The following is a 22,578-nucleotide window of genomic DNA, read 5'->3' as shown; positions in this document are numbered from 1 at the left end:
TTTATAAAGTTTGCTAGATTCGCTGAATTGGGATGTTGGGATGAAGGTTGTTCACTGAAACAATCGCTTCAAAAGAGAATGTTCAGCAGTTTGCAACCGATTTTTCCCAATTCGTTTTTCAAGTACGATACAATCCCATCTTGATTCTCAAGGATGCCCCTGAAGCTGAGAATACCGGTGCGATCGCCCTTTCTTTTTTTCCCTTCAATTGGTGGCCCAGTGTTCGGCACAATTCACGACACTTGGAACAGCACTGTTATGGGTTTCTCGATCGGGTATAGGCACTGAGTGAAAGATGGGTATTGAGGGTGAACTTACTCCTTTAGTCCACAATGGGCCTCCTGTGTAGGGGGCTTTTTTGTGGGTGCGCTAATTGCCTGGCCATTCTGTCGTCAGTCTGGTGATTGAGGGCGAAGCGGGAAAATCCTGATTATTCCCTGCGGCAACGCTGCCCTCATGGGGGATACTTTTAAGGTCTCGATTCCCATCGCGCGCATGACCCAAGAAGATACTGCGTGGGACGTTCCCACCATCACCCTGTCCGATGCCACGGGTCGGACATTGGAGTGTTTTGTTGAGCACTCGATCGAGGTGGAAGGCTCCGAGTATGTGCTCTTACACCCGGTGGATTCCCCGGTTGAGATTGTGACCTGGAAGGGTGACGATGAGGACGAGGAAGCCGTCCCGATCGAGAACGAGCAACAGATCGATCTCCTGTTCAACACGGCGAAGGCGGTGTTGGCAGAGGAGAATTTGAAGTTGAAGCGCACGGCGATCGTGCTGACCGTTGAGGGCGAATTACCCGAAGAGCCGGAGGACGATGAACCCTGGGAAGGGAATGGCTCCGGTGAAGATGTGGATGAGTTCCAGTGGTTAGCCAGCTTTTTCCATAACGAAACGGAGTATGCGGTTTATACGCCGCTGGATCCGTTTTTCATTGTGGCCCGCATGAATGAACAGGGACAGCCAGAATTACTGGATCCCGAGGAACTGGAGCAGATCGAAGATTTGCTACCGTCGATCGAGGAACAACTATTTAATGGGTTGGAGTAGTTCGATCGAGCCATGCAACGATTGGGTCGCGTGATATTTACTCTCCTCGTGCCCACGGCGGCCTTGGTTGGTGCTTGGCAAGGATGGCAATGGTGGAGCTGGGCCAACCGTCCTATGGACTTGGCCCAGGGCGACACCGCCATGAAAGCGGTACAAGTGCAAATTGAACGGGGAACCAGCGCCCGGCAAATTGGCCGCGATCTGGAACGGTTGGGGATTATTCGCTCCAGCGCGGCTTGGGAGCTGTGGGCCCGGTGGCTGACTTGGAATGACGACAATGGCGGCTTCCAGGCGGGAACCTATGAACTATTGCCCACGGCCCCGATGACGGACATTGCCCAACAACTTTGGCAGGGCAAGACCATTCAACAGAGCCTGACGATTCCGGAGGGCTGGACGGTGCGGCAAATGGCCGACTATTTCCAGTCCCAAGGGGTGTTTCGGGCGGAGGAGTTTTTGGCCCTCACGCAAAAAATTCCGCGCGATCGCTACCCCTGGCTGCCCCAGCGAATTACGTCCTTGGAGGGGTTTCTTTTTCCGGATACTTACCAGTTTCCGGGAGACACGATTACCCCGCAGGCGGTGATTGATTCGATGCTCGATCGCTTCGAGAAGGTGGCTTTGCCCCTGTGGAACCAAAATCGCGGCCAAACCAAGCTGGATTTGTTGGGGTGGGTGACGCTTTCCAGCATTGTAGAAAAAGAGGCGGTGATTCCCCAGGAGCGATCGGTGATTGCGGGAGTGTTTAGTAATCGGCTGAATCGGGGGCAAAAGCTAGAATCAGATCCAACGGTGGAATATGCCCTGAAAATTCGGCAAACGCCCGATCGCCCCCTGACTTTCACGGATATTCGCCAGCCTTCGCCCTACAATACCTATCTCAATCCTGGGTTACCGCCGGGGCCGATCGCCGCACCGGGCAAGGCCAGCCTAGAGGCCACCTTGGCTCCGGCCAAAACAGACTATGTGTTCTTTGTGGCACGGTATGACGGAACCCATGTGTTTAGCAAAACCTTGGCGGAACACGAAGCCGCTGTGAAGCGCATTCGGGCCGAGCGCAACGCCAGGACTCGATCGACCCCTCAACCGGCGGCCAGCCCCAGCCCCTAGGCACAATCGCCCCGATCGCCCTGATAATCGCCCCTTTATCAGTTTGCCGCTCAGTTTGCTGCTCAGTTTCGCTGCTCAGTTCGATCGCCACAAGTTTGTGAGGTTCCCGTGACGTTTGGTGTCCTGCTTCAGCCCGACTTAATCCTAGGCGACTGCATTTTGGCCCTCACGCCGGAAGTGATTGTGCAGCACGGTTTGCAGGGCTTGATTCTGGATGTGGATGACACCTTGGTTCCCACCACCACCGACGCGGTTTCACCGGAACTGGTGACCTGGATCCAAGCAGTGCGGCCCCATGTGCAACTGTGGCTGGCCAGCAACAACCTGAGCGAGTCGCGAATTGGCAGCATTGCCCGATCGCTCGACTTGCCCTACTTCACCGGAGCTGCCAAACCCTCTCGCCGCAAGTTGCGCCAAGCGCTCCAAGAAATGCAACTGCCGCCGGAACGGGTGGCCATGGTGGGCGATCGCCTGTTCACCGATGTGTTAGCCGGTAACCGATTGGGGCTGTTCACCGTGTTGGTGCAACCGATGGTGAATCCCCTGTCGGCCCATCGGGGCTACCCGATTCACTCCCTCGAAGTGTGGCTCTCAAAACTGATTGGCGCATCGTTCTATCGCGATCCTTCGCCCCTGCCCACAGCAACCTCCTCGCCCGATCGCCCCGCCAGCTAACTCAATCAATGGTCAACTCGAAGTCATTCTGAGATTGAGTTAAAAATAACCGGTGCTCATGGATCTCGACTGGGTGGATCCCACCTGAATAGATGAGCACACAATTAAGCAGTCTTGGCCCCAAAAAACCAACACAGCACCATTGACAACCGCCCCCAAAGATTCGGAATCCAATCCGAGGATTTGGGGGCTAACTTTAGGAGCGATTAGTCATGGTTTTTGCCATCATTAATCGTTGCAATTTGCGGTGTAACGCACAGATTCATGGTGAAAATCTAGGGAATAGGGCGCTTAATAATTTTTTGTCAATCCCGATACAGTTTTTATTCAAATCGTCTTCGTTTTCTGGCCTAAGGGAATTTCTCTATCAAGTTGCCGCCATGGTTGAAACATTTTTTAAAGAAAAGATACTGATCCCGTGATATATCGCTTGCTAGAATACAAAATCTCGCCTTTTTGATTAACTTTTATGAAGAAACAAATATAAAAAAAATATAAGGAAATAAAACGCCATCCCAAAAATCTGCGATTCTAATAACAGTTCAAATGGGGTCAGCCAATAAAGACCCTAACCATAAAACCAACTTTTTTAAACACTCAAAGTGCTGGGGTCTCCGGATCCCGGCACTTTGTTTTTGGCCCTGCTGTTTTGGGGCCCTGTTGCTCAGGGTTTTTGGGATCACGGTGCTTGAGATCGCCGTTTCGCCCAGGATCTGAGTCGGACTCGGGGGCGAAGGTCTCGCGGTAATCTCAAGCATTCCGGTGGGGGATCCGCACGAAGGCGAGTCGATCGCCCAGAATTAGCCCCCCGCATTAACGCCACACCTCAACCGCTTGATCCCCATCAACCTCGATCGCCCTGGGGCCACAGCCTGGGCCGCTGGGGCCGTTCGCTGGTTTGATAATTGGTTGCCCCTTGCAACCCTTCCAGAAGTGGTGGTTAGTTATGCGCCCGATCGTCTTGAAAATTGGCACTTCCAGCTTGACCCAACCGGACAGCGGCCGGCTGGCCTTGTCCACGATCGCCACGTTGGTGGAAGTAATTTGTGATCTGCGCGATCGGGGCTATCCCGTGGTGCTGGTGTCGTCGGGAGCGGTGGGGGTGGGCTGTGCACGGTTGGGGCTGACGGAACGGCCCAAGGCGATCGCCCAGAAACAGGCCGTGGCCGCCGTGGGCCAAGGGCGACTGATGCGGGTCTATGACGATCTGTTTAGTCAGTTTGACCAGCCGATCGCCCAAGTGTTGCTGACTCGGGGAGACTTGGCCCAGCGCAGTCGCTACATCAACGCCTACAGCACCTTTCAAGAACTGCTGCGGATGGGAGCCATCCCGATCGTCAATGAAAACGACACGGTGGCCGTGGATGAGTTGAAATTTGGCGATAACGACACCCTTTCGGCCTTGGTGGCCAGCTTGGTGGAAGCGGAGTGGCTGTTTTTGCTCACGGATGTCGATCGGCTCTATTCCGCCGACCCGCGCCAAAATCCCGACGCGGAACCCATTCGCCTGGTGGAGCAAATGTCCGATTTGGAGGCGTTGGAACTGGACATTGGCGGCCGTGGCTCCCAGTGGGGAACCGGCGGCATGGCCACCAAAATCACTGCCGCCCAAATTGGCACCAGTGCCGGGGTTCGCGTGGTGATTACGGACGGCAGCCAACCACGTAACTTGTTGAAAATCTTGGAGGGGGCGGATATTGGCACGCAGTTTGCCCCCCAACCCCAGGCCACCAGCGCCCGCAAGCGGTGGATCGCCCATGGCCTGATTCCAGCGGGCAAGCTTTATCTTGACTCCGGGGCAGTGCGGGCCATCTGCACGGGCGGTGGATCCCTGTTAGCAGCGGGAATTCGGGATTTGGAAGGGGAGTTTCAACCCCAAGATGCGGTGCAGCTCTGTGATTTGGAAGGACGGGAGGTGGCTCGCGGCCTGGTGAATTTCAGCCATGAGGCGCTGGAGAAAATCTGTGGCAAGCGATCGGACGAAATTGCCGCAATTTTGGGGCATGATGCGCCGGAAACGGTGGTGCATCGGGATAACTTGGTGCTGGCTAGCTAAAGACGCGGGGCACAGGATTCAGCCATATTCAACCGTTCAACTGATTGGGGATATCAAAAATTTTGGGGGCGATCGGGCGGGATTGGGCGATCAAAGCAGCTCGATCGCACGCTATCGTAAGGGCTGGGCATCGGTTGACTGCCCCCGGGGCCCCAAGCCCTCATTCCCAAGCCAATCCCAGTCCCTGTCGAGTTCAGGCTAATCCTATGATCCTGCCCGGTTCCGCAGTCCGTGTCATTAACCCCAACGACACCTACTATCAGTTTCAAGGTCAAGTGCAGCGCGTGACCGATGGCAAAGTGGCCGTGCTGTTTGAGGGCGGCAACTGGGATAAATTGGTCACCTTCCGGTTCTCGGAACTGGAGACGGTGGATGCCACGGCTGGTCGCGGCAAAAAGTAACGCATTGGTTCAAGGCCGTCAGTCCCCTAACCCTTGCTCCCCTTAGCCCCGCTTTGGTTCGGCCATGCGTTTACCCCTGCCGCAATTTGCCCAGCGAGATCGCCCGTCCCATCACCTGGCGGAAGTGATTGAAACGGCCACGACGGAATATTTAGCCCAATGTTTGGAGCCAGAAACCCTTAGTTTTCCGACCATGCCGCCCTTTGGCAGTTGGGTGCGATCGCGCGATGAGGATTCCGGCAATCAGATCTATGGGGTGGTTTATCACGCCACCACCGCCCCGATCGACTCCGTACACCGGGCCCAGGCCTTGGGGCTGTCCTTGGAAGATTTGCGCGAACAACAGCCGCAAATTTTTTCCATGTTGCGCACGGAGTTTCGGGTGGCGATCGTGGGGTTTGTGCCGCTGGAGTCCTTGAATCCCGACGCGATCGGGACAGAAGGCGTGAACCCAGGGGCGATCGCCAACCTCCTGCAAGCGGGGGCCAAACTGATCAACGGCCCGATCTATCAACATTTGCCCCCTCGCCCACCCCAAATTCACCAGGCGGTGTATGGGTGCGATCGCCAAGAGGTGGTGGAATTCACCGCCAAAATGGACTTTTTGCGGACTTTGTTGCAAATGAGCGGCACGCCCACCGATGCGTTGATTGCCGCCACGCTGCGGGAGGTTTATCGGCTGCGACAGGGCGATCGGCCCTGGTTGGTGCAGGCGGGCCGCGCCCTCAGCGTTCTGCTCAAGGATGATTACGACCGCCTGCGAGCGATCCTCGGCCAAGTTCATCTCAGTCCCTAGTAGCGTGGCTGCCTTAATTCACTGGGTTAAATGACATGGCTGTTACTGTCACCTGATCGTTAAGCAGCAAGATGCTCAAGCCCCTTGTTACCACGACTGGCTCCGCAATTTTGACCCAATATTTTAAGGATGTCGCGCTACTAGTCCTTGTGATCCCTAATCCTTGCAATTCCTAAACCCCCAAGCGGCCGGCATGGGGGCGATCGAGCAGCAGCCACAGCAGCCACGCCACAACCCGCTTAGCCCTGGCCCGGTCAGCCCCAGCCCGATTGCGAATCATGGCAATATTGCGAACTGTTACCGTCGGTTGCGAACGATTGCTAAAACAAAATAGTGATTTTCCAGCCTTCTTCTCAGCCGCTTTATAATCCGATCAGGGATATGCAGTTGGTTGCCTGTCCCCGATCGCACGTTTTTCGGAGCCAAAGGCCATGCCGCGCATTCTCGTTATTGACGACGATCCAGCCATTTCCGAACTGGTATCCGTCAACCTAGAAATGGCCGGCTATGACGTGAACCAAACCACCGATGGCATCAAGGGCCAAGCCCTAGCGCTCCAACTCATGCCCGACTTAATCTTGTTGGACATTATGTTGCCCAAGGTGGATGGGTTCACCGTTTGTCAGCGGCTGCGACGCGATGAACGCACCGCCGATATTCCAGTGCTGATGCTGACAGCGCTGGGGCAAACACAACATAAAGTTGAGGGCTTCAATGCAGGGGCAGACGATTACTTAACCAAGCCCTTTGAAGTGGAAGAAATGTTGGCGCGGGTGCGGGCCCTGTTGCGGCGCACCGATCGCATTCCCCAAGCTGCTAAACATAGCGAAATCCTCAGCTACGGCCCCTTAACCCTGGTTCCTGAACGGTTTGAGGCCATTTGGTTTGACAAAACCGTGAAGCTCACTCACCTGGAATTTGAGCTGTTGCATTGCCTGTTGCAGCGCCACGGCCAAACCGTTGCTCCTAGCGAAATTCTCAAGGAAGTTTGGGGTTACGATCCCAACGATGACATTGAAACCATTCGAGTTCACGTGCGACATTTGCGCACCAAGTTAGAACCCGATCCCCGCCATCCGCGCTACATCAAAACCGTTTATGGTGCGGGTTACTGTCTGGAATTGCCGGCCCAGGACGATCGCGCCGTGGAAAGCGTGGCCGACGCAGCTTCGGTTTAAACGCCAGGTTGGGCGATCGCTTCGGCTCTGCAACCCCGATTCTCTCCTCGATCGACAAAGACAAAGACAAGGGGCTTAAGCCCCTTGCCCCCCACGGCTCCTACTAACGGCAGCTCTAGGGTTTCGGGCTAAACGACGATAGGCCCTAAGCCCCTTGCCCCCATGACTGCGGGTGCTGGGCCCGGGCCAGATCCTTTTCAGATAGCTTCTTCGGTCTCATCCCAACTTTTCAATTGAGTTCAAGTTCGTTCACCTTGATTCAAGTTTGTTCAAAAGAAGACAAAGCCAAAACAGGGTTAATTCTCGAAAAGCCAATCCCAAACAAGGCAAACGCCATTCATTCGTCTGCAAGGGTTGTTAGGTCTCGCAACACTTGCAGATTTTTGTTTACGTTGCAATGCTTCATGTTTAGCGGGGATCAATTATTCGTCTGCGAGAATCAGACTTGGGCTTAGATTTAGATGCAAATTTAGACCTGATTCAACGTCAATGCGTCGGGCTATTGGGCCCAAGTTGAGCAGCAGATGAAATTAGCCTATTGGATGTATGCCGGGCCGGCTCACATTGGAACGTTGCGGATTGCCAGTTCTTTTCAAAAAGTCCATGCCATCATGCACGCCCCACTGGGGGACGACTATTTCAATGTGATGCGATCGATGTTGGAACGGGAGCGAGACTATACCCCCGTCACCACTAGCGTGGTCGATCGCAACGTTTTGGCCCAAGGCTCCCAAGAAAAAGTTGTTGATAATATTGTTCGCAAAGATCGAGAAGAAGCGCCCGATTTAATTGTGCTGACTCCCACTTGCACTTCGAGCATTTTGCAAGAGGATTTGCAAAATTTTGTGGCACGGGCCCAGTTGGATGCCAAGGGCGATGTGCTCTTTGCTGATGTGAATCACTACCGCGTGAACGAATTACAAGCGGCGGATCAAACCCTTCAGCAAATCGTCAAATTTTATATTGAAAAAGCCCGCAAAGTGGGTGATTTGCAAACCCAAAAGACCGATCGCCCGTCGGTGAATATTTTGGGAGTGACCACGCTGGGATTTCATAATCGCCACGACTGCACGGAACTGAAGCGATTAATGGCAGATTTGGGAATTACGGTGAATGCAGTCATTCCCGATGGGGCTTCGGTGGAGGAACTGAAACAGTTGCCTCGGGCTTGGTTTAATTTAGTTCCTTACCGCGAAATTGGCGGACTGACGGCGCAATATTTGCAAACGGAATTTCAGATGCCGCTTGTGGATATCACGCCGATGGGGATTGTGGAAACGGCCCGCTGCATTCGATCGATCCAAGCCGTGCTGAACAGCCAGGGCGAACCGGTGAACTATGAAGGGTTTATTGATGAACAAACCCGATTTGCTTCGCAAGCCGCTTGGTTCACTCGTTCGATCGATTGTCAAAACCTAACGGGTAAAAAAGCCGTGGTGTTTGGTGACAACACCCACGCGGCAGCCATGACCAAAATCCTGGCCCGGGAAATGGGAATTCAGGTGGTTTTGGCGGGCACTTACTGTCAGTATGATGCCGACTGGTTCCGGGATCAGGTCAGTGAATATTGCGATCGAGTTTTAATTACCGATGACCATACCCAGGTGGCCAACGCGATCGCGGAAATTGAACCGGCCGCCATCTTTGGCACGCAAATGGAGCGCCACGTGGGCAAGCGATTAGATATCCCTTGCGGTGTAATTGCGGCTCCGGTTCATATTCAGAATTTTCCCGTTGGCTATCGACCCTATTTGGGCTATGAGGGAGCCAACCAGGTGGTGGACTTGGTTTATAACTCCTTCACCTTGGGCATGGAAGATCATTTGCTGGAAATCTTTGGTGGCCACGACACCAAGGAAGTGATTACCAAATCTGTTTCCACGGATTCGGAGCTGAATTGGAGTCGCGATGGGCTGACGGAGTTGAACCGTGTGCCGGGTTTTGTGCGGGGCAAGGTGAAGCGCAATACGGAAAAGTTTGCGCGCGATCGGGGACTGACGCAAATTACCGCTGAAGTGCTCTATGCCGCCAAGGAAGCCGTCGGCGCATAGCCCAGTGAGGAACCCAGCTCTCCCCGGGAAGCAGGAAACGCCTTGGTACAATGCCCAGGGATTGATCGCATCGGTGGGGGACTGGTGACCTATGGTTTTTGCAACGACCGCGCCCCGTTGGGTGCTAGCAACGGATTTGGACGGAACCTTTCTGCACGGCTCCCAGGCCGATCGCACTGCGTTTTATCAACGGATTGAACAACAGCGAGATCGGCTGATTTTAGTTTTCGTGACCGGTCGCCATTGGCAGCTCATTGAACCGCTGTGGTCGGGCGATTGCCCAGTGCCCCAACCGGATTTTGTGATTGGCGATGTGGGCACAACGGTCTATGACGGTCAGGGCCGCCCGATCGAAACCATCCAAACGGACATTGCCAATCGCTGGAATTGCGCGAACGATCGGGTCAAGCGCTTGCTGGCGGGGGAGCCGGGTCTCTCGTTGCAGCGCGGGGAATTTGCCTACCGCGTGTCCTATGACTACGACCCGCAATTGTTGCGGCAAGCCACACTGAACCTGATCCAGGCAGCCGGTTTTGATGTGATTATGTCCGCCGATCGCTATCTGGACGTGATGCCGAAGGGCGTTGCTAAAGGATTTACTCTGCAACGACTAGCCAAGCTGGAGCGCTGGCCGGGCGATCGAATCATCACCGCCGGAGACAGCCTCAATGATTTGAATCTGCTGGCGGCGGGCTACCGGGCGATCGCCGTGGGCAACAGCGAACCCAAGCTACTGGCGGCATTGGGCGATCGGCCCACCCTCTACCACAGTCCCTATCCTGGCCTCTTGGGCATTATGGATGGGTTCCGCCATTGGCAAGTGGACTTGTTTTGAGCCATCGGTTTGCAGCAAGGACTTGCAGAGATTACCTACCCAGAAAATATTTGCAAATAATCACAAACCGGCAATCGCTGATCAGTCAACGATCAACCGAAAACCAATCAGAAACCAATCAGAACTCGAAAGCGAGATCTTGGTGCTTGAAACGACCAGCCCATCAGGAGCCTATCAGGATCAACTGGGATCCAGTGCCCATCCTTCAGTGGAAGGCCTAAATTTAACCAAACCCTGATAGATTGAGCGAAACAATCGGCAAGCGCTAGCTCCAAGAAGTTATGAGAGTCCTCGTCATTGGCGGTGATGGTTACTGCGGTTGGGCAACGGCTCTATACCTGTCCGATCGCGGTCATGAAGTTGGCATCCTAGACAGCCTGGTTCGTCGGCACTGGGATCAACAACTGCAAATTGACACCCTGACCCCCATCGCCCCGATCAAGCAGCGCATCCAACGGTGGAAAGACCTGACCGGCAAGCACATTGACCTCTACGTTGGCGACATCACCAACTATGCTTTCCTGGATCAGGCTCTGACCGAGTTTCAGCCTGAGGCGATCGTTCACTTTGGGGAACAGCGATCGGCTCCGTTCTCAATGATCGATCGCGAACATGCCGTGTTGACCCAAACCAACAACGTTGTCGGAACCCTCAACCTGCTCTACATCATCCGTGAGAAGTTCCCCGACTGTCACTTGGTCAAGCTGGGCACCATGGGCGAATATGGCACGCCCAACATCGACATCGAAGAGGGCTACATCACGATCGAGCACAACGGTCGCAAAGATACCTTGCCCTATCCCAAGCAACCCGGCAGTTTCTATCACCTCTCGAAAGTCCACGACTCCCACAACATCCACTTTGCCTGTCGGGTTTGGGGTCTACGGGCCACCGACCTCAACCAAGGGGTGGTTTACGGCGTGTTAACCGACCAAACCGGCATGGACGAATTGCTGATCAACCGGTTGGACTATGACGGCGTGTTCGGCACAGCGCTCAACCGCTTCTGTATCCAGGCCGCCGTGGGCCACCCGTTGACGGTGTATGGCAAGGGCGGCCAAACCCGCAGTTTCCTGGACATTCGCGATACGGTGCGCTGCGTGGAACTGGCGATCGAAACGCCTGCCAACCCCGGTGAATTCCGAGTGTTCAACCAATTCACGGAACTGTTCAGCGTTTTGGACTTGGCCAAGAAAGTCCAAGAGGCCAGCGCGGCCATGGGCCTGAAGGTGGAAATCAACAACATCGAAAACCCCCGTGTTGAAGCCGAAGAACATTACTTCAACGCCAAGAACACCAATCTGCTGGATTTGGGCTTGCAACCGCACTACCTGTCCGATTCGCTGCTGGATTCCCTGTTGAACTTTGCGGTGAAGTACAAGGAGCGGGTGGACAACTCGGAAATTTTGCCGAAGGTGAAGTGGAAGGGCTAGGAACTATCCTCCAGTTTTCAGAATGCTGATGCCGTTGGTGGGCGACTCAAACCGCTGCGACTCAAACCACTACGACTCTAGCCACTACGATTCAAACAACAGCGGCTAAAACCACTGAAAGGGTAAGAACAAGGGCAAGGGGCTGAAGTTCCTTGCCCTTGATTTTCTGATTTTCTTTGGACTTTTTGGCTTTGGCCTGTTTTGGTGTTCGCTGGCTGCATTTAGGGGGTCACCAACAGGGCCGGCTCCACGGCGGTGGCGGGGCCCGTCAAAACCATGTGCGGTGCGGCAAAGTAGCGATCAGCCACTGTTTGAATATCTTGGGCACTCACTTGGGCGATCGCGGTTTGAAAGGTGCGATCGAACTCGCGACCCAAACCCAACACCTCATACCAGCCATAGAGTTGAGCCAACTGGGCGTTGGTTTGCTTACCCAGGGCATATTGACCCAAGAGCTTATTTTTGGCGGCGGTTAACTCTGCCGCTTCGATCGGGTGATGAATCAAGCGTTCCACCTCCGATTGCAGCCCGGCGATCGCCTCGGGCACGTTCTGAGGCGCAGTGCCCATGTAGACCACAAAGTGCGACGGGCCCAAGCGAGTGGGATAGAGGGCCGAAACTTCATAGGCCAAGCCGCGTTTTTCCCGCAGCTCCACAAATAGGCGACTCGAAAGGCCATTGCCCAAATAGGTGCTAGCCAACTTCAGCGCCGCATAGTCCGGGTGATGTTGTTGCTCGGTTGCGGTTGAATCCGTTCCCAACACCGATGCGGCCCCATAACCCAACATGACGATCGCCTGCTGAGTTTCCTGGGCGATCGCCCGTTGCTCAATGGTGTTGGGCAAGGGCGGAAACTGTGGCTCCACAATGACTTGATCGCTCACCTGCCAATCGCCAAACACTGCTTCGATCGCCTTCAAAGCTTCCTGGGTGCTCAGGCAACCGGACACCGCGATCGTCACCCGATCGGGCTGGAAGTAGGTTTGATGAAACCCCTGCAAATCTGCTGGGGTCAGTTGTCCCGTGGTGGTTTCCGTGCCCAAGGGCGAAAACGCATAGGGATGCTCTGGCCCGTAAAGCACTTGGCGCAGTTGATCAAACCCCAGGGAAAACGGCTGCTCGCGCTGGGAACGAATTCCCTGCAACATCAGCGATCGCTCCAGTTCCACCTCCGACTCCGGAAACGCGGGCGATCGCAACAACTCTCCCGCCAAGGACAGCAGATCCACAAAATCGTGGGACACACTCTTGAGGCTAACCAGAAAGTAATCCGTGCTGGCATCCGTGCCCAGGCTGGCCCCAATCGATTCCACCCGCTCCGCAATTTCCATCGATGACAGGCGTTCCGTGCCCTTCGTCATCACCGCTGCCACCAAGTTGGCTAGCCCCGCTTTCGATCGCGCCTCCCATAGGCTCCCGGCCTTAATGAAGATACGAGCCGCCACAATATCCGCTGCTGGATTTTCGATCGCAATTACCGTCAAACCATTGGGAAAAACATGGTGCTGAACTGGGGGCGCAAACGTCATAGCGAAAGAAACGGGAAATTGTTTTGCACAATACATTCTCACCCCTTTTAACCCCTTTGGGGGCGATCGTACTGTTCATCTTGATCGCTTCTGGCCGTGTCTCAGCCCATCCTCTCCCTCAAATCATTCAGCAAAGGAATCCGGTTGGTTGTCCTCGGAATCCGTAAAACTTCAAGAACTGCGATCACTGTGATCATCCAACGCCCATCATTATCATTGATCACTTAAAATTTCAAAAAATAAAAGATAAAGATCAGGATTGTCAGCCTTCTGAAAAAATCGCATAATTGTAATCGTTGAGGGTAAAAGCAGGTTCTGAGTTAACTCAACTGTCAATTTTAATCATGCTTAACCTAACTGTTTCAGAATAGGCAAAGATAGGAGATAGTTAGCATTTCAAGCATTTTCAGAAGCAACCATGACTGTCGATCGCTAGGGCCAAGTTCAGGGCATTTTTCTTTAAAACCCGTTGCTCTTCCAAACAACTGATTCCTATGCTGGCCAAGTGGTTTCAAAGACTACACGATCGCCTGCTTGTTCGATCCATCAGCACTCAGCTTTTTCTTTACGTTTTGGGTGGCTCCCTCGTCGCGCTGGGAACCATGGCCATTGTTTTTTACCGCTCCATTGAGCGGGAGTCTCTTGGAAGAATTCGCGCAGAACTCGATGCTCAAGTTGAATTCACCCGGGGGCAACTTTTAGAATCTCAACGCTACATTGAGATTCTGACTGCTGCGGTTTTGACCAATCGTGATCAAAACGTCCAAGATCCCGAGTTTTATAAGCAACTAACCTTTGAATTTTTTAAGCAGCGTCCAGAATTAGTCCTCGGAGTAGGATTTGGACAAGATGCCTTTCAAGTTTTACGAGATCGTAAGTGGTTCTATCCTTATTTTTATCGTGATCAAGGCCGCCCCAACCCCATTGGTCAGCGATTGCCACCCCCTCATTCAGATTGGATTTACTCAGAGCTTTATCAAGACGATCAATACCCTGAAAAGCATTACTGGCAAATTCCCATAGGCAATCAGGGCGGGATTTGGATAGAACCCTATGAGTGGTCAAATATCGTTATGACCAGCTATTTAGTGCCCTTTTATGATTACCGAGGAAAGCTGGTTGGCGTAGCTGGTACTGACTTTAGCGTAACCGAACTCAGCAAGCGTGTTGATCGATCGGTCATCAACGGCGAAGGCTATTTTGCCATTTTCAGCAGCTCCGGAAAATTACTCGCCTATCCACCAAAGCTCAAATTTATTCAGAACAATTCTAGCTATCGCGATTTACCCCTGTTTCGAGAGTTATGGCCAATTTTGCAGTCCAAGAACTCCGATGTTATTTATCACCAAGATCAAATCATTGCCTATGAGCGAATTCCCAGCGCCAACTGGATTGCGATCGCCGTTGTTCCCAGCGATGTGGTGTTAGGGCCCCTCTGGCGCGTTTTAATCATCAGCGTCAGCATCGCCGCCATTCTGTTAGCGATCGCCGTGTTGGGTTTCGTGCGCCGTCTCAATCGCCAACTCAAGCCGATTCTAGAAAAATGTAATACCTTAGTGGCCACCAAGCAAATCATGCCCATGGTCACCCCAGTGGCCGTTACTACATCAGAGGAGATTTTCACTTCTCCAAACTACGATCGGCAGCACATGGATGAGCTAACTTTTTTATGTCATTCCTTTGATCAAATGGCCGCCAAAGTAGAGGCAACCTTGGAATCTTTGGCGGAAACAAACCAAACCCTGCAAGCCACCGTTCAAGACCGGAGCGAAGCCCTAAACCAATTGCAGCAAACCCAACTGCAACTCATTCAGAGCGAAAAAATGTCAGGGTTGGGGCAGCTTTTGGCAGGAATTGCCCATGAAATTAATAATCCCGTGAATTTTATTCACGGCAACTTGGACTATGTGCGGGACTATGTTCACGAGTTACTCCAAGCCACAACGCAGGTCTATGCAGTCCATTCCGGTCAAGCCAGCCAATCCAACGGTCAAGCCTCGATCGACTTTGAAGAGCTGGCGTTTATTCAATCCGACTTGATTAAAATTTTGGATTCCATGACCGTTGGCACCGATCGAATTCGGCAGCTAGTTTTATCCCTGCGCACATTTTCCAGAACTGACCAAACCAAAGATTGTGTCACCAATTTGCACCATGGCATTGAAAGCACGCTGCTGTTGCTCAAACATCGCTTGAAAGCAACAGCAGACCATCCGGCCATTGAAGTGATTACGAAATATAGCGATTTGCCGCCTGTGGAATGCTATCCAGGCCCGTTGAATCAGGTATTTATGAATTTGTTGGTTAATGCGATCGATGCCTTAGAGCAAAAAACAGCCGGATGGAGCGAAGCAGAAATTCAGGCTGATCCTAGCCGGATTGAAATTACCACCCAGTTTATCGCTAGTGAAAGTGTGGTTGAAATCAGCATTGCCGATAATGGTCTCGGCATTCCAGAATCAGTGCAGGCAAGGATTTTCGATCCATTTTTTACCACAAAGCCCGTTGGCAAAGGCACAGGCTTGGGATTGTCAATCAGCTATCAAGTTATTACGGAGCGACACCAAGGGAAAATTTTCTGTCACTCTCAACCCAATCAAGGTACTCAATTTGTTATTCATCTGCCTGCTGGTATCAAAAAACACATTTAGCCATTAACAGAATTGAGTTCTCGAAGTGGTTCAGTAGTTCAAAATTCTCCAGTTTTTCTTTTTTCCTTACATCATCCCAAGACAGATCATCTTCTAAATCCTTGAAATCATGGGGTTTTTGGGGAATTTTGCAAAAGGATTGATCTCGAATTCTCGTTGGGAGTGTAACATTTTATTTTCAAAATCTCATGATTTTATGCTCTAAGACCGCTATATAACAGGGGTAATGTTTAACAACAAGCGCTAGTCCTATGCCTATTGACTATCGATATCAATTGGGATTTCCTTGGCCGGTTCGATCGGTCAGCACACGTCTTTTTATGAGTGTTCTCAGTGGAGCACTGGTGGGCATTGGCAGCATGGCAGGAATTTTTTACCGATCGCTGGAGAGTAAGTCGATCGACCAAATTCAAGACACCCTGAATGCTCAGGTACAAGTCATCAACGGACAGCTCACCAACTCTCAAGCCTATGTTAAGGCGATCGGCTCAGCCGTCAGGGCCAATCAACAAGCCGGCATTCAAGACGCTGAATTTTATAAACAATTAACTTTTGAGTTTTTTAAAAGCCGCCCTGACTTAACCATGGCGGTTTTTTTTGGTCAAGATGCTTACCAAATTGTGCGCGATCGTCCTTGGTTTTATCCCTATTTTTATGTTGATCAAGGCAGCTCGGGCATGGTGGGTCAGCGCCTTCCCGCGCCTTACCAGCATGTGCGCTATTCAGAAATTTATACCGATGATAACTATCCGACGCGCGACTACTGGAAAGCAGCAATCGCAGCCCGAGGTGATGTTTGGCTAGAGCCTTATGAGTGGTCAGGTATCAAAATGACCACATTCTATAGTCCCTTTTATAATGACCGCCGCAAGCTATTGGGCATTGCAGGTGCTGATGTGAATATCTCAGCCCTTGCTCAAAAACTAAAAAGAACTGTTACCCGTGGCGAAGGGTATTTTGCAGTTTTCAGTCAAGAAGGAAAGTTGCTCGTTCCACCGCCCAATTTTAAGTTTACAAAGGTCTCCACCGATTACTATGACCTTATATTATTTCGCGAAGCTTGGCTAATTCTTCAGTCTCGACCCGTTGGCATGGCTTACATGGAAGGCCAGTTCTTAGCCTATCAACGAGTTCCTAGCACAAACTGGATTGCCGTTGCCGTTGTTCCAGAATCGGTCGTTAAATATCCCATTTGGCGCACAGTCCTAATCGGCGCAGCCATTGCCGCTTTAGTGTTGGCTTTTGTGGTTTATGCTGCTGTGCAATATCTTAATCGTCGCTTACAGCCCATCGTTTCCAAGTGCAATGATTTACTGATTAATGATTTTTCCAGTAATTCTTCAATGGAGAAATTTCGCAATTTTTCCAAAAATTCAAATGAAAATTTATCAAAAGCTCATTCTTCATTGGAGATCCTAACCTTAACACAAAATAGTACAGAATCATTTGCTTCAGAATTAAATTCAGAACAAAATTTGGAGCAATCAAGATCTAGGCGATCGCCCCATAGGATGGATGAATTAGAATTGCTATCCTTCTCCTTTGAGCGAATGTCCAAGCAAGTTCAACAGTCTTTTCAATCCCTGGAAGCAGCAAATCAATCCCTTCAGAAGACTGTGGCTGAGCGGACGGCTGCTTTAGATCAATTACAGCAAGCCCAAATTCAACTAGTTCAAAGCGAAAAAATGTCGGGACTCGGGCAGATGCTGGCAGGTATTGCCCACGAAATTAATAATCCTGTGAATTTTATTTATGGCAACCTCGATCACATTAAAAACTACACAGCAGACCTCGTTAGTCTGATTCATCAGTATCAATCACTCGTGGAAATCATTCCCCAAAACGTGCGATCACAGTATCTTTCCGACTTAGAAGGTGATGCTGATTTTGATGCTGAAGAGCTGGCATTCATTGAGGAAGATTTAGACAAAATTCTTGGTTCTATGACTCTGGGAACTGAGCGCATTCGCCAACTGGTTCTTTCTTTGCGCAACTTTTCTCGATCTGATCAGGGAATGCACCAACCCTTTCAAATCAATGAGGGAATCGCAAGTACCTTGGCACTTTTAAATCACCGTTTGAAGGCCAACTCACAGCGACCCGCCATCCAGGTTACAACTCAGTTGGGTGATCTTCCGCTGGCGGATTGTTATCCAGGGCCGCTCAATCAAGTTTTGATGAATTTATTGGCTAATGCGATCGATGCATTGGAAGAGCGGACAACCAGTTGGGACTTTACGGAGATTGAAGCGAATCCTAATCGGCTGGAAATTACAACCAGACTGGTGAAATCTGACCCATCCCAATTATCAAACCCATCAACAGACACAAGCACGGTAGAAATTGTCATTACTGATAATGGTTCTGGAATTCCCCCAGAAATTCAAGCGAAGATTTTTGATCCTTTCTTTACTACTAAGCCCGTTGGCAAAGGCACCGGGATTGGTTTATCAATTAGCTACCAAATTATTGCGGAAAAACACCATGGCTCCCTAATCTGTTGCTCGCAACTGGGGCAAGGAACAACATTTATGATTCGGCTACCGCTGAAGCAACCCCCAATCCCGATCGCGGGGATTGCTCACGGGGCGGGTGGGGATAGCCATGCTTCTGTGGCTCGTTCAGAATCCCTGGAAGCTGAGGGTTCAGCAACAGGTTAAGCCCCTGAGAATTAACTGACTAAGAATTAACTAACCAAGAATCAACTAACTAAGAATCAACTAACTAAGAATTAACCAACCGTTAGGAATGCCAATCGTTGCCAGAACCGTAGCGCCAAGCCGATCGCACTGGTTCGCGAGCGGGCAAGGCCAGGCGATCGCCCGCGTGATATAGCCCCAAGGCGAGATAATGCCGCATCCAATCCAACAAAGCCGGCAAGCCCAGTTGGGGAATGAGTTGAGCCACCAAGGCCGGCTGGGCGATCGCCACACGGGCCAGGGCAATGGAAAGGGCAGGAAATTGCACCACATCTTGCAGGAAGGGCCGCAGTACCCGATCGCCCGCTGCGGCCATTTCCCCAAACACCGCATCCAACAATCGATTGATTCGATCGCTCGGTAACTGTTGCCCCACAGCCACGCGCATGGCCTGCTGAAATAACCAGGTAACGGAAAGATTCGGTTGATAGGGCAGCAACAGACTCAGGTGGGACCGATCGAGCCGATCGGTTTGCAGGGCGTTGGTGATGCCGTCCAAGAGCCGATCGAAGTGGCGCAGCAGGGCCCCAAAGCCGCCAAAACTGAGGGGAGATTGCAAACCGCTGCTATCACCAATAAACAGCAGGCGATCGACTGTCGGTTGCAAAGGGCTTTGGCGAAAGGCAGGAAAAAAACCAAATAGGGCCCGCTGAAATTGCAACCCCTCCAGGGAAGGTAAGTTTTGGTAGGCAGGTAACAGCCGGAAGTAGTCTTCAAACAAATCGTGCAAACTGGGACGGCTGGGGTGGGCATCCCCATAGCAAAACAGATAGGTAGTGCGGCCGGCTTTGGCGGGGAACGCTTCCCAAAAGTATTGGCGATCATCCTGAATGCCGGTGGTCGTGGCAATGAGATCGGCGCTGTCATTGGCAGGATAGCCCGTGGCGCAAGTGCCCACCACCAGACAAACGCCATCGGGCTTGGCGGGGCCGCGGGTTTGCCGGACGATCGGGGACTGATGCCCCATGGCATCCAACACCAGCCGTGCCCCGATCGTGACCGTAGCCTGATTGGCGGTGACCCAATCCCCATAGGCAGCGCTGCCCCCAGCTCCGGTGGCTCCGGTGGGGCCGCCCAGGAGCGATCGCCCCTGCACCCAAACCCGATCGGGCTGCACGGTCAAGGAAACAAACTGGGTTTGCTCCAGCAGGATGCCCCCAGCGGCCAAGAATTTTTGCCGCAATTGAGCGACCAAAATGGCGGGACTGACTCCCAGATTCAGCACATCCCGCACCCATCGCTCCTGGCCACCAGCAAAGGCAATCCGCACAGGATTAAATTCCGAGGCGATCGCCCGCTCCAGTTCCGCCGCCGTCAACAGCCCCCGTTCAACCAAAACGGCCAACTCCGATCGGGAAATGTTCCATTCCTGATCTCGCCCTTGCAGTTGTCCCCGTTCCATCAACACCACGCGCCAACCGGCCTGGGCCAGGGCCGTGGCCATCACAATCCCCAAGGTTCCCCCCAGCACCACCAAATCAACCATGAGGGCATCGGTCGGCGGCGAGTTGGCAGAATCTACCGCCAGATTTTGTGAAGATTCGTAAATCACCGAAATGGGGGGTGTAACCCCCTGATCATCCAGCCCCCGGAGTTGTTGCCACAGGCGATCGGCTCGCGCTAAACCCGCCAACGGTTGGCCGGGGATGGTGGAAAGGAGATCGGCGGTTAAACTCATAACGAACAAGAACGAACAATTGGGTGGAACAGGGCGATCGATTCAGGCGATTGCGGGCCCAGTGGCCCAAGCTTGGCATCCTCATGACCCCCACCCTCCACAAAGGACAGAACGGCCATGGCTGGTGTGAGGTCGAATGCGGCGGCGGTCGTGCAATTGCGCGAGGTGGTGAAAATCTATAACCGCAGTCAGCGCGGCCTGTTGGGGGCTAATTTACGAGTCAATCGCGGTGAATTTTTGATGATTACGGGCCCCTCCGGCGCGGGCAAATCTACCCTGCTGAAGTTGCTCTATGGCGAAGAACTGGTCGATCGGGGCGAAGTGATCATCGATGGGCAACGGGTTAGCGACCTCAATCGCAATCAACTGGCGCTCCTGCGGCGCAAAATTGGCATCGTTTTTCAAGATTACAAACTCATTCCCCGCCGCACCGTAGCCGAAAATATTGCCTTCGTTTTGTTGGCCCAGGGCTATCCTCAGGCGGAAATTCGCCGTCGTCTCACACCCGCCCTGCGGTTGGTGGGGCTGCTGCACAAGGCAGACCACTTTCCAGAACAGCTTTCCGGCGGCGAACAGCAACGGGCCAGCATTGCCCGGGCAATTGTCAGCACGCCCCCCTTAATTTTGGCTGATGAACCCACCGGCAACCTCGACGGCGACAACTCCCAACAGATCATTTCAATCCTGGAGCGACTCAACGAATTGGGAGCAACCACGATCGTCACGACCCATGATGAGTTGTGGGTGCGGCGCAGTCACCACCGAGTTTTGCAACTGAATGAAGGTAAGCTTTACGAGGTGCGGCCCGCCGGTCGATCGACCGCTCGGCCCGCACCGGCCGCCTGGTTAGGCTAGCAGCTTGCCAGTTTGCGATCAGTAAATTTGCGATCAGTGAATTTGCGATCGCACGTCTGTAACCACCATCTGTAACCACCAATTGACGCGGGGCGATCGCCCAACGCTCAAGGGTTGGAATCCGCCAGGCGACCCAAGCTCGGCATTTTCCCCAGCAGTCCTGTCATCAACCTCAGGGCCAGGGACTTCAGGGGCGGAACCCGCTTGAGGGCCGCCAAGCCCAGCCGTCGCACCCAAACCACGGGCCACAGTTGGGTAGAAAAGAGTCGATCGAGCAAATCGGTGAACGCCAGGATCACCCAATTGCCCCAACGACGCCAGCGATCGTAGCGCCGCAGCACCGCCACTTGCCCAAAGTCTTCACCCCGGGCGATCGCCCCTTGGATCACATCCACCAGGGCCGCCGCGTCGCGAATGCCCATGTTCAAACCTTGTCCCCCCACCGGATGGCAACAGTGGGCCGCATCCCCCGCCAGGGCCAACCGATGCCCCACGTAGCGATCGCACTGCATCAACCGCACCGGAAATAGATAGCGATCGCCCACCAATTCCAATTGCCCCATCTGGGGGCCAAACCGTTGGCTCAGGGCCCGCAAAAATGCTGGGTCATCCAACGCCAACATCGCCTGGGCTTCCGCGTGGGGAGCCGTCCACACCAAACGACAAACATCCCCCAAGGGCAAAATCGCGAAGGGGCCGCTGGTCTGAAACCGCTCGTAGGCAATGTTTTGGTGATGCTGTTCAGCCTTGACGGCGGCCACAATGCAGGATTGCCAATAGGCCCAACCGCGTCTGGGAATGCCGGCCGCTTCCCGCAGGGGCGATCGGGCCCCGTCCGCCGCCACCACCAGTTTGGCCCGCAGTCGCGACGGAACCGTCACCCCCTCGCCATTGGGCGCAATCACCAACTCAGCCCAATCGGCCCCGTAGTCCAAAACGGTGGCCGTGGCTGGGCCAATCCAAGTGCAATGGGGCGATCGATTCACAGCCCCTTGCAAGGCTTCCAGCAGGGTATTGTGGGCCGCCACATAGCCCAACTCCGTCTGCATTCCCGCATCTTGGGGCCAAAATTCCACCACATCGGGCCAATCACAATCGGAAAGCCGAATGCGCCGGAAGGGTTCCAGACTCGATCGCACCTGATCCCACAGGCCCAATCCCTGAAAGATTTTGGCCGAAGACAGGGAAAAGGCATAGGCCTGGGCTTGTTTTGCTGCCGTGGCCTGGGTTAGGGCTTCAATGATCACCACTTTCAGTCCCGTTTGGCGCAACCCACAGGCCACCACCAATCCCACAATCCCACCCCCAACGATCGCTACGTCATAGGTGGGAATTGCAGCCGATTCCGCCACTGCCACGTCAGATTCGCTATGCATTTCTGGGCGATCGAGCAACATAAATCTTCAATTCCTCAAATCTTGAATTCCTACGAATTCCCCGAGAGCCGCCGCAAAACCAGTACCCGTAACCCAATTATCGGGCGATTCAACCGTTCTGGATCCTGCGGATCACTGCCCGCATGAGTTTCTCAGGATCACCAATAGCAAGAGGGGAGACGATTCAAGATCGTCCCCCCTC

16 protein-coding genes are annotated in these 22,578 nt (G+C 53.1%); 13 read left to right on the top strand and 3 right to left on the bottom strand.

Annotation, left to right across the window (positions count from 1 at the left end; genetic code table 11):
• Positions 1–495: 495 nt before the first annotated feature.
• The 10 genes from VPK24_RS10865 to VPK24_RS10820 all read left to right on the top strand — a co-directional run bounded on the left by VPK24_RS10865 (position 496) and on the right by VPK24_RS10820 (position 11,588).
• The gene (locus tag VPK24_RS10865) at positions 496–1,053 is read left to right on the top strand and encodes a DUF3727 domain-containing protein (protein ID WP_099532653.1); all 558 of its coding nucleotides are present in this window, start codon (positions 496–498) and stop codon (positions 1,051–1,053) included.
• 12 nt (positions 1,054–1,065) lie between these two features.
• Positions 1,066–2,163 carry an endolytic transglycosylase MltG gene (gene mltG / locus VPK24_RS10860; protein ID WP_393013078.1) on the top strand — a complete coding sequence of 366 codons (1,098 nt, stop codon included), beginning with the start codon at positions 1,066–1,068 and terminating at the stop codon, positions 2,161–2,163.
• Positions 2,164–2,271: 108 nt separating this feature from the next.
• The gene (locus tag VPK24_RS10855; RefSeq protein ID WP_099532651.1) at positions 2,272–2,838 is read left to right on the top strand and encodes a YqeG family HAD IIIA-type phosphatase; all 567 of its coding nucleotides are present in this window, start codon (positions 2,272–2,274) and stop codon (positions 2,836–2,838) included.
• A 946-nt stretch (positions 2,839–3,784) separates the two neighbouring features.
• Entirely contained in the window at positions 3,785–4,894 is a 1,110-nt protein-coding gene (gene proB, locus VPK24_RS10850; RefSeq protein ID WP_190353458.1) for a glutamate 5-kinase, read from the top strand.
• Between the two features lie 206 nt (positions 4,895–5,100).
• Complete coding sequence (locus VPK24_RS10845; protein WP_099532648.1) at positions 5,101–5,295, top strand: NAD(P)H dehydrogenase subunit NdhS; 195 nt, start codon at positions 5,101–5,103, stop codon at positions 5,293–5,295.
• Between the two features lie 64 nt (positions 5,296–5,359).
• Entirely contained in the window at positions 5,360–6,091 is a 732-nt protein-coding gene (locus VPK24_RS10840) for an HAS-barrel domain-containing protein (protein ID WP_190353460.1), read from the top strand.
• 431 nt (positions 6,092–6,522) lie between these two features.
• A complete protein-coding gene (locus VPK24_RS10835) occupies positions 6,523–7,269 on the top strand; it encodes a response regulator transcription factor (protein WP_393013073.1) in 747 nt (248 codons plus the stop codon).
• Between the two features lie 524 nt (positions 7,270–7,793).
• Positions 7,794–9,320 carry a ferredoxin:protochlorophyllide reductase (ATP-dependent) subunit B gene (bchB, locus tag VPK24_RS10830; protein ID WP_393013070.1) on the top strand — a complete coding sequence of 509 codons (1,527 nt, stop codon included), beginning with the start codon at positions 7,794–7,796 and terminating at the stop codon, positions 9,318–9,320.
• 91 nt (positions 9,321–9,411) lie between these two features.
• On the top strand, positions 9,412–10,155 hold the full coding sequence (locus VPK24_RS10825; RefSeq protein ID WP_393013067.1) for an HAD-IIB family hydrolase: 744 nt from the start codon (positions 9,412–9,414) through the stop codon (positions 10,153–10,155).
• A gap of 281 nt (positions 10,156–10,436) precedes the next feature.
• On the top strand, positions 10,437–11,588 hold the full coding sequence (locus VPK24_RS10820; protein WP_393013064.1) for an NAD-dependent epimerase/dehydratase family protein: 1,152 nt from the start codon (positions 10,437–10,439) through the stop codon (positions 11,586–11,588).
• A 221-nt stretch (positions 11,589–11,809) separates the two neighbouring features.
• Here the strand turns inward: VPK24_RS10820 and VPK24_RS10815 are convergent, their stop codons facing one another.
• Positions 11,810–13,117 (bottom strand): M16 family metallopeptidase, encoded by a 1,308-nt coding sequence (locus VPK24_RS10815; RefSeq protein WP_393013062.1) that lies wholly within the window; start codon positions 13,115–13,117, stop codon positions 11,810–11,812.
• Positions 13,118–13,719: 602 nt separating this feature from the next.
• Between VPK24_RS10815 and VPK24_RS10810 the strand changes: the two genes are divergently transcribed.
• Together VPK24_RS10810 and VPK24_RS10805 are read left to right on the top strand one after the other, a co-directional pair.
• Positions 13,720–15,768, top strand: a complete 2,049-nt coding sequence (locus VPK24_RS10810; RefSeq protein ID WP_393013059.1) for an ATP-binding protein — start codon at positions 13,720–13,722, stop codon at positions 15,766–15,768.
• A 251-nt stretch (positions 15,769–16,019) separates the two neighbouring features.
• Positions 16,020–18,428 carry an ATP-binding protein gene (locus VPK24_RS10805; RefSeq protein ID WP_393013056.1) on the top strand — a complete coding sequence of 803 codons (2,409 nt, stop codon included), beginning with the start codon at positions 16,020–16,022 and terminating at the stop codon, positions 18,426–18,428.
• Positions 18,429–18,510: 82 nt separating this feature from the next.
• Here the strand turns inward: VPK24_RS10805 and VPK24_RS10800 are convergent, their stop codons facing one another.
• Entirely contained in the window at positions 18,511–20,145 is a 1,635-nt protein-coding gene (locus VPK24_RS10800; protein ID WP_393013053.1) for an NAD(P)/FAD-dependent oxidoreductase, read from the bottom strand.
• 117 nt (positions 20,146–20,262) lie between these two features.
• On the opposite strand from VPK24_RS10800, the gene ftsE reads away from it, so the two are divergent.
• Positions 20,263–21,000, top strand: a complete 738-nt coding sequence (ftsE, locus tag VPK24_RS10795) for a cell division ATP-binding protein FtsE (protein WP_393013051.1) — start codon at positions 20,263–20,265, stop codon at positions 20,998–21,000.
• Positions 21,001–21,107: 107 nt separating this feature from the next.
• On the opposite strand, the gene VPK24_RS10790 is transcribed toward ftsE, so the two are convergent.
• Positions 21,108–22,376 carry an FAD-dependent hydroxylase gene (locus tag VPK24_RS10790; RefSeq protein ID WP_393013048.1) on the bottom strand — a complete coding sequence of 423 codons (1,269 nt, stop codon included), beginning with the start codon at positions 22,374–22,376 and terminating at the stop codon, positions 21,108–21,110.
• Positions 22,377–22,578: the final 202 nt, after the last annotated feature.

Source organism: Limnothrix redekei LRLZ20PSL1 (genome assembly GCF_043235035.1).
GTDB lineage: Bacteria > Cyanobacteriota > Cyanobacteriia > CACIAM-69d > CACIAM-69d > CACIAM-69d.
The sequence above is the reverse complement of the archived record's forward strand: the minus strand, read 5'-3'. Positions and strand labels throughout refer to the sequence as shown.